This is a genomic window from Cytobacillus sp. FSL R5-0569, from assembly GCF_038007265.1.
GTDB lineage: Bacteria > Bacillota > Bacilli > Bacillales > Cytobacillaceae > Cytobacillus > Cytobacillus kochii.
In genome coordinates this window covers 1862076-1876657 of record NZ_JBBOWW010000001.1, presented here as the reverse complement: position 1 = coordinate 1876657, position 14582 = coordinate 1862076, and the positions used below count along the sequence as shown (strand labels likewise).

12 protein-coding genes are annotated in these 14582 nt (G+C 39.5%); 2 read left to right on the top strand and 10 right to left on the bottom strand.

The features are described 5' to 3' along the window. Positions 1-218: 218 nt before the first annotated feature. Positions 219-1931, top strand: coding sequence for an Rqc2 family fibronectin-binding protein (locus MKX78_RS09815; RefSeq protein ID WP_341050716.1), 1713 nt, complete (start codon positions 219-221; stop codon positions 1929-1931). Positions 1932-2003: 72 nt separating this feature from the next. Here the strand turns inward: MKX78_RS09815 and MKX78_RS09810 are convergent, their stop codons facing one another. After that, on the bottom strand, positions 2004-2747 hold the full coding sequence (locus MKX78_RS09810) for an SDR family NAD(P)-dependent oxidoreductase (RefSeq protein ID WP_095373477.1): 744 nt from the start codon (positions 2745-2747) through the stop codon (positions 2004-2006). A gap of 22 nt (positions 2748-2769) precedes the next feature. Next, positions 2770-3525 (bottom strand): SDR family NAD(P)-dependent oxidoreductase, encoded by a 756-nt coding sequence (locus MKX78_RS09805; protein WP_341050711.1) that lies wholly within the window; start codon positions 3523-3525, stop codon positions 2770-2772. A 169-nt stretch (positions 3526-3694) separates the two neighbouring features. Here MKX78_RS09805 and MKX78_RS09800 point away from each other — a divergent pair, with 169 nt between their 5' ends. After that, on the top strand, positions 3695-4795 hold the full coding sequence (locus MKX78_RS09800; protein ID WP_095369585.1) for a LuxR C-terminal-related transcriptional regulator: 1101 nt from the start codon (positions 3695-3697) through the stop codon (positions 4793-4795). Between the two features lie 82 nt (positions 4796-4877). Here MKX78_RS09800 and pyrE read toward each other — a convergent pair whose 3' ends face one another. The 8 genes from pyrE to MKX78_RS09760 are packed head-to-tail and all read right to left on the bottom strand — an operon-like array spanning position 4878 to position 14393. After that, the gene (pyrE, locus tag MKX78_RS09795; protein WP_095369586.1) at positions 4878-5510 is read right to left on the bottom strand and encodes an orotate phosphoribosyltransferase; all 633 of its coding nucleotides are present in this window, start codon (positions 5508-5510) and stop codon (positions 4878-4880) included. Then, positions 5507-6223 (bottom strand): orotidine-5'-phosphate decarboxylase, encoded by a 717-nt coding sequence (gene pyrF, locus MKX78_RS09790; RefSeq protein WP_095369587.1) that lies wholly within the window; start codon positions 6221-6223, stop codon positions 5507-5509. Before pyrF ends, pyrE begins: the two co-directional genes overlap by 4 nt. Beyond that, a complete protein-coding gene (locus MKX78_RS09785; protein ID WP_095369588.1) occupies positions 6195-7136 on the bottom strand; it encodes a dihydroorotate dehydrogenase in 942 nt (313 codons plus the stop codon). The genes pyrF and MKX78_RS09785 overlap by 29 nt, the downstream gene beginning before the upstream one ends. Further along, positions 7133-7912: a dihydroorotate dehydrogenase electron transfer subunit gene (locus tag MKX78_RS09780; RefSeq protein WP_341050708.1), complete on the bottom strand. Its 780-nt coding sequence runs from the start codon at positions 7910-7912 to the stop codon at positions 7133-7135. The genes MKX78_RS09785 and MKX78_RS09780 overlap by 4 nt, the downstream gene beginning before the upstream one ends. Further along, positions 7909-11127 (bottom strand): carbamoyl-phosphate synthase large subunit, encoded by a 3219-nt coding sequence (gene carB / locus MKX78_RS09775; RefSeq protein ID WP_341050705.1) that lies wholly within the window; start codon positions 11125-11127, stop codon positions 7909-7911. The genes MKX78_RS09780 and carB overlap by 4 nt, the downstream gene beginning before the upstream one ends. Beyond that, positions 11124-12212, bottom strand: a complete 1089-nt coding sequence (locus MKX78_RS09770) for a carbamoyl phosphate synthase small subunit (protein WP_095369591.1) — start codon at positions 12210-12212, stop codon at positions 11124-11126. The genes carB and MKX78_RS09770 overlap by 4 nt, the downstream gene beginning before the upstream one ends. Further along, entirely contained in the window at positions 12209-13495 is a 1287-nt protein-coding gene (locus MKX78_RS09765; protein WP_341050702.1) for a dihydroorotase, read from the bottom strand. The genes MKX78_RS09770 and MKX78_RS09765 overlap by 4 nt, the downstream gene beginning before the upstream one ends. Next, positions 13458-14393 carry an aspartate carbamoyltransferase catalytic subunit gene (locus MKX78_RS09760; RefSeq protein ID WP_341050699.1) on the bottom strand — a complete coding sequence of 312 codons (936 nt, stop codon included), beginning with the start codon at positions 14391-14393 and terminating at the stop codon, positions 13458-13460. Before MKX78_RS09760 ends, MKX78_RS09765 begins: the two co-directional genes overlap by 38 nt. Positions 14394-14582 lie beyond the last annotated feature (189 nt).

The following is a 14582-nucleotide window of genomic DNA, read 5'->3' as shown; positions in this document are numbered from 1 at the left end:
CTGCTTCCCCTACTATCTCGATGGAGAGCTGTCCTATTTTTAAGGCTCTCATGAAAGCTTATTCAGTCTCGTCCTAAAAAATGCTATGCTATTATGAGAAAGAATGTATTTTACATAAACAGAAAGCTTTTAAAAACCATTTGTTTATGGGAAAATAGCTTCCATAAAGTAAAGAGACGCCTTTCGGATAACTAAGAGCGTAGAAAAGGATGTTAGAGATGTCATTTGATGGATTATTTACAAAAGCGATGGTAGAGGAGCTACAAGCTACTCTTAAAGGTGGTCGAATTAATAAAGTTCACCAACCATATAAAAATGAAATCATCTTAGTAATTAGAGCTAACGGAAAAAATCATAAATTACTATTGTCTGCGCATCCAAGCTATGCACGCGTACAATTAACAAATGAAGCATATGATAACCCCAGTATTCCACCGATGTTCTGCATGCTTTTAAGAAAACATTTAGAGGGATATATATTAGAAGATATTCAACAAATGGACCTAGATCGTATCATAGTATTTAACGTTAAAGGTCGTAATGAAATTGGCGATATCTCATATAAGAGGCTCATCGTCGAAATCATGGGACGTCACAGTAATATTACATTGGTCGATCAAGAACGAAACATGATCTTAGATTGTATCAAGCATGTATCTTATGCGGTAAATAGTCATCGTGCCCTGCTTCCGGGTCAACTTTATGTGGCTCCTCCGGCTCAAAATAAAGCCAACCCATTAGAAGCTGATGAGACGGATGTATTACGAAGAATGGACTTTAATAGTGGGAAGTTAGATAAACAACTTGTCCAACATTACAGCGGGTTTTCTCCCCTACTTGCAAAAGAAGTTGTATTCCAATCTGGATTAGCCAACCGTACAACAATACCTGCTGCCTTTATTAAGACAATGGATAAAATAAAAAACAAAGAAGTTCAACCGACCATTACAATAAATGAACATAAAGAGACTTTTTATTTCCTCCAGTTAGATCATATTCAGGGAGAGCAGCGTCATTTTGAGAGCTTAAGTCTAATGCTTGACCGCTATTATTTCGGCAAAGCAGAAAGAGATCGTGTCAAACAACAAGGCAATGACTTGGAAAAATTTGTTAGCAATGAAAAAGAAAAAAACACAAAAAAGATAGAGAAATTAAAACTAACCATGCAAGAAGCAAAAAACGCCGAGCAATTTCAATTGTACGGTGAATTAATTACAGCTCATATGTACGCCATTCAAAGAGGGATGGATGAGATTGAAGTGAACAATTATTATGATGAAAATAACAGCAATGTGCTTATCCCTCTAGATACACAAAAAACACCTTCGCAAAATGCACAGATATACTTTAAGAAATATCAAAAAGCTAAACACGCTAAACAAGTTGTACAAGAACAAATAGATCAAGCCTATGAAGAAGTTAACTACTTCGATCATCTTTTACAACAAATACAAGCCGCTTCACCGAAAGATATTGAAGAGATACGGGAGGAACTTATTGAAGGCGGTTACTTACGTGAAAGACAAAAAAAACAGAAAAAGCCGGTCAATGCCAAACCTATCCTGGATTATTTTGTCGCTAGCGATGGGACAGAAATCATTGTTGGTAAGAACAATAAACAAAATGATTACTTAACGAATAAGTTAGCTGCAAAAGACGACATCTGGCTCCATACAAAAGATATCCCTGGGTCACATGTGGTCATTAGAGATAAAGCGCCAAGTAATGAAGTTATACAAGAAGCTGCTTGTTTAGCTGCTTATTTTAGTAAAGCGCGTAACTCAAGTAGTGTACCCGTCGATTACACAAAGGTACGTAATGTAAAAAAGCCGAGTGGTGCTAAGCCCGGGTTTGTCATTTATGATCAACAACAAACAATCTTTGTCACCCCTGATGAAGAAAAAGTCATTTCACTTAGTAAAAAGAAATAACAAAACCCAATTGAGATGAACGCCTTACTCTACCAGGCGCTCCATCCAATTGGGTTTTTTATTAGTTAAAAGTTACTGTGCTGTATAACCACCATCTACTAATAAGGTTGTACCATTTACAAAGCTCGCATCATCACTTGATAAGAATAAAACAGCTTTAGCAATTTCTTCTGGTTTTCCAAGTCTACCTTGTGGGTGAAGGGAGGCCAGGTGATTCTTCACATCTGATTCTAATTCCGATAATAAAGGCGTATCAATGTATCCCGGACAAACCGCATTTACACGGATATTTTCTTTCGCATATGCCGTACATAAGTTTTGTGTTAACAGTTTCACGCCACCTTTTGCAGATGAGTATGCTGGTATATTAGGGAGTGAGACAAAGCTATGAATAGATCCTGCATTCACTATTACACCGCCGCTTCCTTGTTTTTGGAATTGTTCGATTGCGTATTTATCTGATAGAAACACACCAGAAAGATTAATATCAATCGTTTTTTTCCATTTATCATAATCTAATTCAGCTGCTGGCCCATCACTGGCAATACCCGCATTGGCATACATGATATCCAATTTTCCAAACCGATTAACTGTCTGTGCAACGACATTTTTCACATCTTCTTCTTTTGATACATCTGTTTTAACAAATAAAGTCTCATATCCTTCTTTATTCAAAGTATCAGAAAGAGCTTGTCCCTTGTCAGAGAAATCAGCTATGACAACCTTTGCACCTTCTTTTACATATTCTTTGACAACTGCTTCACCAATACCACTTGCTCCACCTGTTACGATTGCTACTTTATCTTGTAATTTCATTTTAATCTCCTCTTTCTTTTCATTATCTTGCTGTCGCTCCACCATCAATGACAAACTCTGCCCCTGTAGTGTATGCTGAATCGTCTGAAGCTAAAAAGAGCACTGTATTAGCTACATCTTTTACTTTACCTAAATAACCGAGTGGAAATAGGTTCTTTCCTAGTGCATCTTTTGACTGACCAGTCTGTTCTGAAGCATAATCAGCCATGCCAGTATCAATATACCCTGGATGGATAGAATTTACTCTAACACCCATTGGAGCATATTCAATGGCAGCGTCCTTAGTCATGACACGTACAGCACCTTTACTTGCACCATATAAAACATGGCCTGGAGAGCCAACTAAGCCAGCAATAGAAGAAGCGTTAATCACAGAACCTTTCTGCCGCTCCGCCATTAATGGCATAATATGCTTCATTCCTAAAAACACACCCCCTACATTAATAGCCATTAATTTATTCCATTCCACTAGCTCAATTTCAGCTAGTGGTTTAATAAGATAAATCCCTGCATTATTGAAGAGAATATCTACCTGGTTATAAGCTTTTATCGCCTCATCAGCGACCTTACGCCAATCATTTTCATTACTTACATCATGGCGAACAAATATTGCTTCCCCACCATTTGCCTTGATTTCTTCGACGGTACCTTGACCAGACGTTTCATGAATATCTGTCAGAATAACTTTTGTTCCTTCTTGTGCAAAAAGAAGTGCCGTTTCTTTCCCAATCCCCGTGCCACCACCAGTAATAACAGCCACTTTTTCATTTAATCTCATAATCTTATCCCTTCTCTGCTGTCATATTTACATGAATATCCTTACTTATCAACAATTCATTCATTGTTCACCCCACATCTACAATGATACAAACTTTAACTTTTTAGCGCTATCCTATAAGATACTGTTTATGAGTAGCTATTTTACAGTCATATATAGGGGGAATTTCATGGCTCAATCTCATGATCGTTTTGAAGAAGTTACATTGCGGGAATTTATATTCTTTATGAAAACATATAGGCAAAACTTAGAAGAAAATATCCGGATCTACCTCAATGTCGAGGGGATTTCTGACGAAGAGCATTTTGAGGCGGTTACACTGCTACTCCGTTCCTTTACAGAATGGTTTCACCATATACACATGGGAGAAATGGAGGAAGACATTCATAATCAGTTAATAGATTGGCTTTATGCGCAAATATCCATTCTATCCACTGAACGATTATATTTGTTTTCATTGATTCTACAAAAAGCGGTAACAACCTTATTAAAGAAAGAAAAAATTCATAAGAACGATGGGTTTATCATGTTTTTATTTAACTTACAATCAGATTTACTGAAAACATATCAGCAAATAGCAAAAAAAGAGAAGCAAATACCTCATAGAGCACCCTTAACTAAATTAAGTCAATTATTAATTCGTTCATCGAAGACGGAACTCCCCGATATCCTAAAAAAATGTGAAGATTGGTTTGGGTTTAAACGCTGTGTTTTTTATGGTTATATTCCGTGGTCCAATGAATTTTATGGTGCAGTCGGAACAGAAGTTATCAAAGTACAGAGTATGAAAGGTCAATTAGGAGAGAATTTCTCAGTCTTCTCTACAAAGAAACCAATTTTCTTAAAAGACCCTAAGCAATTAATTAGACAAGAACATATTGAATTATTCGGCTTATCTTCGATTATCTTTCTTCCCATTTTATGTGAAGAACAATTATATGGCTGGTTAACTTTTGACCAAAAGGGAGAGGCGTTTGAATATAGTAAAGAAGAGTTAGATTATATCAATGAAGTAGGTATATTATTGGGTTTATTCTTTTCTCGAAAAAGTGGAAATGATAGGATCCAATCCTCCATTCATCTTACCCAAAGGGAGCATTCTATTCTCATCCTACTAGCTGATGGTCATGATAATAAAACCATAGCCTCCATGCTCTATTTAAGCGAGCATACGGTGAGAGATTATGTCAGTCAATTAATGACTAAACTAAAAGCAAAAAATCGCACACAAGTTGTGGCGATTGCTTTTCAATCGGGATTATTACATTAATTCCTCTTTACTGATAAAACTGTATACTGTTAGATAGGCTAAGCGAAAAGTTTGCTATTGCTAACTTTTCGCCGCCACTTATTTATGCAAATGCTTTCCCCCATGCTTGCGGGTCTTTTCTCCATTCAGTTAATACTGCAAAATCGGATGCCTCGATTGTCCCTTGATTCTTTGCAACTTCTTTTAATGATTCAAAATCGGAAAGTGTGTGAACGGAAACATTTGCTGCCTGAAGTAACTCTTCGCCTTTTGCTAATTGATAAGTAAAAATAGCGACAACCCCTAGAACTTCACACCCTGCCTCTCTTAGTGCTTCGACAGCGTTGATCACACTGCCACCTGTCGAAATTAAATCTTCGACGACGACAACTTTTTGCCCTTTCTCCGCTTTCCCTTCAATTTGTTTGCCTTTACCGTGAGCTTTCGCCTTTGACCGAACATAGCACATCGGTAAATTCATCCGATCACTTACCCATGCAGCATGTGGAATGCCTGCAGTCGCTGTCCCAGCAATCACCTCAGCGTCTGCATAATGTTCCTCAATAAGTGCTTGTAGCCCTTGCGCAATTTCATTTCTTACTTTAGGATAAGCTAATGTTAAGCGATTATCACAGTAGATTGGTGATTTAAGACCAGATGACCACGTAAAAGGATCTTTAGGATTTAGTGCGACTGCTTTAATAGTTAATAAACTTTCTGCTATTTGTTTTTTCATACGGAAATACCCTCCCAAAGATTCTTGATTTGATAATAGGCAGCAAGGGAATTAGATGCTCTAGTAATGGATCGCCCTACGACGATTGCTGAAACACCTTCAGCTCTGGCAAAATCAGGTGTTGCCACTCTTTTTTGATCTTGCTTGTCGTCAGTCTCCATTCTTATTCCTGGTGTCACGGTCAAAAAATCAGCGCCCACCTTCTTGGCAATTTGTTTGGCTTCAAAAGGCGAACAAACCACACCATCTAAGCCTGCTTGCTTTGTTATTTGGCTATAATGCAACACAGATTCATTTAAAGAAACAGGGATTAACTGTTCACTATTCATTTGCTGCCTAGATGTGCTCGTTAATTGCGTAACAGCAATAAGCTTTGCCCGTTCCTTTCCTTGCACTTTCCCTTCCTCAAGTCCTTCAACAGCTGCCCGCATCATCTCTATACCACCAGCTGCATGGACATTCACGAGATCACAACCGAGACGAGCAAGTCCTTTCATGGCACTTTTGACTGTATTCGGAATATCATGCAGTTTCAAATCAAGGAAAACTTGGTGGCCTTCAGCTTTTAATCGTTCCACAATTTGTGGACCTTCTTGATAATATAACTCCATTCCAACCTTTAAGAATAATTGCTCATTTGTGAAAGGTTTGAGAAAATCTTCCACTTGTTGACGGTTAGCAAAATCAAGCGCGATGATGAGTGAGTTTTTCAACTGTTTTCCAGCTCCTTCCGGTACATTCAGAAATATGATCAAATCCTAAAGAATGAATAAGTTCTGGCAACTCTGCTATGATTTTTGGGCAGATAAATGGATCAACAAAGTTCATCGTTCCCACTGCGACGGCGCTCGCCCCGGCATAAAAATATTCAATCACATCTTCAGCTGATTCCACGCCCCCCATGCCGATGATTGGAATCGCTACTTGTTGGCTTACCTCATGAATCATGCGAATAGCAACTGGTTTAATGGCCGGCCCAGAAAGACCACCCGTTTTATTGGCGATTACTGGTTTACCGGTCCTTATATCAATTCTCATACCAACAAGAGTATTGATCATCGTTAATCCGTCAGCACCACCTTGTTCAACAGCCTTTGCCATTTCAACGATATTTGTGACATTCGGCGAGAGTTTCACGTATACAGGAACAGCTGATACTTCCTTTACCTTCTTCGTTAATGATTGCGCAATTTCTGGCACGGTTCCAAAAGCAATACCACCTGTTTTCACATTGGGACATGAAATATTTAATTCAAGTGCATGGACATTCGGCGCTTGCGAAATTTCTTTTGCCACCTCGATATAATCTTCTTCCATTGAACCGGCGACATTAGCTATGATTGGTACATCAAACTGCGAAAGCCACGGTAATTCTTCCTCTACGACTTTCGTCAATCCTGGGTTTTGCAGGCCGATTGCATTCAGCATTCCGGCAGATGTTTCCGCTACCCTTGGTGTGGGATTACCGAATCTTGCATCTTTCGTTGTGGCCTTAATCATAATCGCACCGAGCTGACTTAAATCAAACAAGTCACTATATTCTCTACCGAAACCGAAGCAACCAGATGCCGGCATTATTGGGTTTTTCAACTCAAGCCCTGGTAAACTAATATTCAAAGCGCTCATATGACAACCTCCCCTGCCTTAAAGACTGGCCCATCGCTACAAACCTTTTTATAAGACACGCCTGTGGGATCTTCTGCTGTATGGCATACACAGGCAAAGCAAGCACCGATTCCACAACCCATTCTCTCTTCTAATGATAAAAATACTTTTTTATGTCTATATTCTTGTTCAAGTGCTTGGAGCATGGGCGTTGGCCCACAAGTATACAAAACATCGAACGTTATATTTTCATTCTTAATAATATCTGTGACAAATCCTGAATAAGCGTAACTACCATCAGCAGTCGCGATAAAAGTAGGACCTAATTGTTTAAACTCTTCTTCATAAAAAACAGCATTCTTTGTTTGATGCCCGAGGACATGAATAACTTTTACACCATTGGCAGTTAGTCTTTGCGAAAGTTCATATAGCGGGGGGACTCCAATACCGCCACCGACAAGCAATGCCGTATCAGAAGCGTCCGTCTCCTCTACAGGAAATCCGTGACCAAGCGGACCTAATACATCAAGAAGGTCGCCTTGTTGTAACGTTGCTAACAAGCGTGTACCTTTTCCTTCTGCACGATAGATCATCGTGAAAGTCTGTTCGTCTTGATTGATATTTGCAATCGAGATGGGCCTTCTTAGAAGCGGTGAAAGACCACTATTCACTTTCAAATGAACAAATTGTCCTGGCTCTTTCATTTCATGAACAAGCTCACCTTTTACGGTGAGCTCATAAATATTTGTTGCGATTTCTGTTTGATCAATCACTTGACATAATTCTTGTTTGATCATAAGAAAACCGCCTCCTGTACTGCTTTTTCTTCTAAATTATTCATTGCATCAGCAGAGAAAGTCATCGATTCAATTACTTGGAGAATGGCATCTGCTGTATCTAAGGATGTTAAACATGGGACCCCATTTTCAACCGATTCTCTACGAATTCTAAAACCATCTCTTGCTGGCTGCTTCCCTTTTGTTAAGGTGTTTATAACAATTTGCGCTTGACCGTTTCGGATGACATCAAGTAAATTTGGTTCATCTGTGCCAATTTTATTCGTAATATCAACCGGTATACCCGCACTTTGAAGATATTCTGCCGTTCCACTGGTTGCCATCAATCTATAACCGATAGAGGCAAAGCGTTTTGCTAGACTCAAAGCTTCTTCCTTATCTTTATCTGCTACAGTCATTAAAACCGTGCCATATGGATAAATTTTCATACCTGAAGCAACTAATCCTTTATATAATGCTTTCTCAAGCGTTTGATCTTTGCCCATCACTTCACCAGTTGATTTCATTTCTGGTCCAAGCGTAATGTCAACTCTCCTCAGTTTCGCGAAAGAAAATACCGGTACTTTAACGTATACGCCGGCTTTCTCCGGCACTAAACCATTTTCATACCCTTGACTTTGTAATGTTTCTCCTAAAATAACCTTTGTTGCAATTTTTGCCATTGGTACATTTGTAATTTTACTTAAAAAAGGTACCGTTCTACTTGAGCGAGGGTTCACTTCTAGCACATAGACTTCACCTTTTGAGATGACATATTGGATATTTAACAATCCGATAATGCCAAGCCCTTTTGCCAATCTCTCGGTATAATCAACCAGCTTCGCCTGAATGCTTTGGCTAATATTTTGCGGAGGATAGACAGCAATTGAATCACCTGAGTGTACGCCAGCTCGTTCGATATGTTCCATAATCCCAGGAATCACTACCGTTTCTCCATCACTAATCGCATCCACTTCGATTTCTTTACCAGTTAAGTAACGATCGATTAATACCGGATGTTCAGGATTTACTTTTACAGCATTCTTCATGTACAGCAGGAGTTCTTCTTCTTTGTAGACGATTTCCATCGCGCGACCACCTAGTACATAAGATGGTCTGACTAGAACAGGATAGCCGATATCAGTCGCGATCTCCACTGCTTCTTCAACCGATAATGCTGTTTTTCCTTCTGGCATCGGAATGTCTAATTTGTGCAATGCATGTTCAAACTTGTCGCGGTCTTCTGCACGATCAAGATTTTCAAGTGAGGTTCCTAAGATTTTCACTCCTCGTTCAACAAGTCCTGCCGCTAAATTGATCGCCGTTTGGCCACCGAACTGAACGACAACCCCTTCAGGACGTTCAAGGTCGATGATATGCATGACGTCTTCTATTGTTAAAGGTTCGAAGTAGAGCTTATCCGAAATACTGAAGTCAGTTGACACGGTTTCTGGATTGTTGTTAATGATGATCGCTTCATATCCTGCCTCTTTAATTGCCCAAACGGCGTGGACAGTGGAATAATCGAATTCTACCCCTTGACCAATTCTAATCGGACCAGACCCTAATACGAGCACGCTTTTTCTATCTGTTACAACAGATTCGTTCTCATCTTCATATGCTCCGTAATAATAAGGTGTTTCCGACTCAAATTCAGCTGCACAAGTATCGACCATTTTATAAACTGGTGTAATGCCCGCATTTTTTCTCTTTTCATAGACTTCTCTTTCTTCCATTGACCATATTTGTGCAATTGTTGTATCAGCAAACCCTAGTTTTTTTGCTGCCTGCAAGATTTCTAGATCACCAATATTCGCCGCTAATTGATCTTCCAGCTTAACAATTTTATTGAATTTGTATAAGAAAAACAAATCAATTTGGCTCCATTCATGAATGGTTTCAATGGTGACACCGCGCCTTAATGCTTCTCCGATATAGAATAATCGTTCGTCGCCTGCTTTACGAATCCGCTTTTGTAAAAGGGCATCATCTATTTCGTCTCCATTTTGTAATGCGAGATGATGAACATTTGCTTCTAGTGATCGGACAGCTTTTAAAATCGATTCTTCAAAGTTTCGACCAATCGCCATGACTTCCCCAGTTGCTTTCATTTGTGTCCCTAATGAACGGTTAGCCGATTCAAATTTATCAAAGGGCCAGCGAGGAATTTTGGTAACGACATAGTCCAATGCTGGTTCAAAGCTGGCATAAGTTTTCCCTGTTACCGGGTTCATCATTTCATCCAAAGTTAATCCGACAGCGATTTTCGCTGCCAACTTCGCGATCGGGTAGCCAGTTGCTTTAGAGGCTAAGGCAGAAGAACGGCTAACCCTCGGGTTTACTTCAATAATGTAGTAATGGAAACTGTAAGGGTCAAGGGCTAATTGTACGTTACAGCCCCCTTCAATGCCGAGTGCTCTAATAATTTTGAGCGAAGCGTTTCTTAACATTTGATATTCACGATCACTTAACGTTTGGCTCGGCGCGACGACAATGCTGTCACCAGTATGGACGCCTACAGGATCAATGTTCTCCATGTTACAAACAACGATGGCATTATCATTTGAATCTCTCATAACCTCGTATTCTATTTCTTTAAAACCAGCAATACTTTTCTCTAACAAACATTGCGTCACCGGGCTGTTTTTCAAACCGCTTATAACAATTTCATTTAGTTCTTCTTCGTCGTGGCAAATACCTCCACCTGTTCCACCTAGTGTGAAAGCAGGTCTGACGATGACTGGGTAACCAACAATTTCAACAAATTGTTTGGCCTCTTCTAGCGTGTGAATAATTTCACTATCTGGTACTGGTTCACCGAGCTCATTCATTAATGTACGGAATAAGTCGCGATCTTCTGCTTGTTCAATAGCCGAAAGTTTCGTACCTAATATCTCGACATTACATTCTTCTAATACGCCTGATTTGGCCAATTCAACCGCCAAGTTTAAACCAGTCTGACCACCTAATGTTGGCACGAGCGCATCTGGACGTTCTTTCCTAATAATTTTACTCACAAACTCAAGTGTTAAAGGTTCGATATAGACTGCATCAGCAATCTCTGTATCTGTCATGATCGTTGCTGGATTCGAATTAACGAGAATGACTCGATATCCTTCTTCTTTTAGAGCGGTACAAGCTTGTGTACCCGCGTAGTCAAATTCTGCTGCTTGCCCAATGACAATCGGTCCTGATCCAATTACAAGTATGCTTTTTATGTCTGTACGCTTTGTCATTGATAAACACCTTCCTGTCTGTTCATTTCAATTAGTGTTAAAAACTGTTCAAAAAGTCCGTTGGCATCTTCAGGTCCGGGTGAAGCTTCTGGATGATACTGTACAGTGAAAGCAGGGTGCACTTTATGCTTTAACCCTTCAACCGTGCCATCATTTAAAGCAATATGTGTTATTTCAAGGTCTGTCTGTGTAATCGATGCTTCATCTACAGAGTAGCCGTGGTTTTGTGAAGTGATCGCAATCTTACCTGTAGCCAATTCCTTTACAGGATGGTTCGATCCACGATGACCAAATTTCATCTTTTCCGTATTGGCCCCGCAAGCGAGCGCAAAGATTTGATGTCCAAGACAAATGCCGAACAGTGGAACTTTCCCAAGAATCTCTCTAACCATCTCAATTGCTTGTGGCACATCTTTTGGATCCCCAGGGCCATTTGATAACATGATGCCATCAGGACTTAAATTTAAGATTTCTTGTGCAGTCGTGTTGTATGGAACAACAATGACGTCACAATCTCTTTTATTCAATTCTCTTAAAATCCCGTGTTTCATACCAAAATCAACTAATACTACTCTTCTGCCACGCCCTGGTGATGGGTAAGGCGTTTTTGTTGATACTTGTTTTACTTGATCGACTCGCAGTTTGGTTGCTTTCATTTTTTCTAATATCTCGGCAACATTTTCTTCCATGCTACAAATCGTCCCTTTTAAAGTTCCTGCTTTACGGATGATTCTTGTTAATTTTCTCGTATCAATCCCAGCGATGCCTGGAATGTCTTTCATAGAAAAGTACTCAGCAAGCGATTGTTGATGACGAAAATTTGAAGGATATTCCGCTGCTTCTTTCACAATGAAGCCACTGATAGCTGGATGAATGGATTCAAAGTCATCACGGTTAATACCATAATTACCTATTAACGGGTAAGTTAAAGTAACGATTTGGCCACAATATGAAGGGTCAGATAACACTTCTTGGTATCCTGTCATGCCTGTATTAAACACGACTTCACCCATCGTTTGTTTACCACTACCAAAGCCTTCACCAATAAATACTGTGCCATCTTCTAAAATTAATTGTCTTTTCACGCTGTTACACTCCCCTTTTTAAAGACTACCTTTCCAGCAACAATTGTCGTTGTTGGCCAACCTTTACACTTCCAACCAGCAAATGGTGTATTTTTACCTTTTGATAAGAAGGTATCAGGATCAATTGCTTCTTCCTTTTCTAAATCAAGCAATACAATATCCGCCCTGCTTCCTTTTTGTAATAGTCCTCTATTTAAAGAGAAAGATTCAGCTGGTTTTCTTGTTAAGAAATCGATGAGTTGCTTTAGTGTGAAAATACCTTTCTTAACAAAGTTCGTATAAAGAAGTGGAAAAGCTGTCTCCAATCCTACAATACCGAATGGTGATAATGTCATCCCTTCAGCCTTCTCTTCTGCTGCATGCGGGGCATGGTCAGTTGCGATAAAATCGATTGTACCATCTAGTAGACCCTCTAACAGCGCTTCTTGATCGTCTTTGCCTCTAAGTGGAGGATTCATCTTATAGTTTGTATCAAGACCAGGGATATCTTCTTCTGATAATAATAAGTGGTGTGGTGTCACTTCTGCCGTTACTTTAATTCCTGCCCTTTTGGCATCTCTTACCACCCTAACCGATTCTTTTGTGCTAATATGACAAACATGATAATGGCAATTTGCTGCCTCTGCTAATAGCACGTCTCTTGCAATATGCACAGATTCACATACTGAAGGGATACCATTTATACCTTGTGCTTTTGAAAACTTCCCTTCATGAACAGCTCCTTTATGAATTAGTGTATTTTCCTCGCAATGAGCGACAATTGCCATATCTACTTCAGCTGCTTTCTTCATGGCTGAATACATCATATCAGCTGACTGTACGCCAACCCCGTCATCAGTAAAAGCGAAGGCCCCTGCTTCTTTAAGTGCTGCAAAATCTGTTAGTTCGAATCCAGCTTCTCTTATAGTGATAGATGCATATGGTAATACTTCTACTACGCCTGTTTCAGTGATTCTTTTATGTAGTGTCTCCATTTGTTCCTTACTATCTGGTACAGGTCTTGTATTAGGCATTGCAGCAATTGTAGTAAATCCGCCTCGTGCCGCTGCCTGTGTACCAGTTGCAATTGTTTCTTTATGTTCACCACCCGGTTCGCGCAAATGGACATGAAGGTCGACAAATCCTGCTGTTACAAGTTGACCTGTTGCATCAATGACCTCATGATCATTTACTACGATGGATTCACCGATTTCTTCAATCTTCCCATCATTAATTAACACATCCTGTTGAAGTAAGTCCCCTTCATTAGTAAGCAATTGACCATTTTTGATGATGATTCCCATTACGCTCTCCCCTTTCAAATTGTTCAATTATTCTTTTTAATACCGCCATTCTAATAAATACACCATTTTGCATTTGTTTAAAAATTCTTGACCGTCCACACTCAACTAGACTGTCTGCAATCTCTACGCCGCGGTTAACTGGTGCAGGGTGCATAATAATGCTGCCCTTTTTCATCATTTTCTCCCGTTCAAGTGTTAACCCAAATGCTTTATGGTATTTTTCAGCGTCCCATCTACCACCTTCATGACGTTCATGCTGTACCCTAAGCAGCATGATAACATCAGCTTCTTTGACCGCTTTATCGATAGACACATATTGTCCATGTTGTGCCATGTCTTGATCGAACCATATTTCTGGTCCTGAGAAAATTACGTTCGCACCTAACCGATTTAAGCTCTCTGCATTTGACCTGGCAACACGGCTATGACGTAAGTCACCAACGATGGCTACCTTTAACCCTTTAAAGCTAGCGAATTCTTGTTTGATCGTTAGTAAGTCAAGCAAAGACTGTGTTGGATGATGGCCACATCCATCGCCTGCATTAATAATCGCACTATTGGTTTTCCCAATCAGTTGATCAAAATAACAATTCTCATTATGCCTGATGACAGCTAGTTGAACACCAATTGCTTCAAGCGTCTTTACTGTGTCATAGAGCGTTTCACCCTTTGACACACTAGAAGTACTCACTTCAAATGGAATAATATCTAAGCCCAATCTTCTTTCAGCTACTTCAAAGCTACACTTTGTTCTTGTACTGTTTTCAAAAAAGAGATTAGCGATAAAAACTTTGTTTTTAGGTTTCCACATTTTACCGTTAATAAAATGCTCTGCATCGGCTAAAATCCCTTGAATTTCGTCTATTGTTAGATCAGTTGTAGTGAGACAATGTTCCATAAAAGACAGCCTCCTTTTTTTATTGAAACGTAAAGCTTGATCAACCTTGACTTCTTTGCTTTGCTATTAAAAAACACCTTGACAAAAACAAGTCAAGGTGTCGAATAAACATGAGTGTACAAAAGTGGGATTTTTCTTCCCACTTTGAACTGAGCTCTTCAACACCCTTATGAACCTCTCTGGATTCCT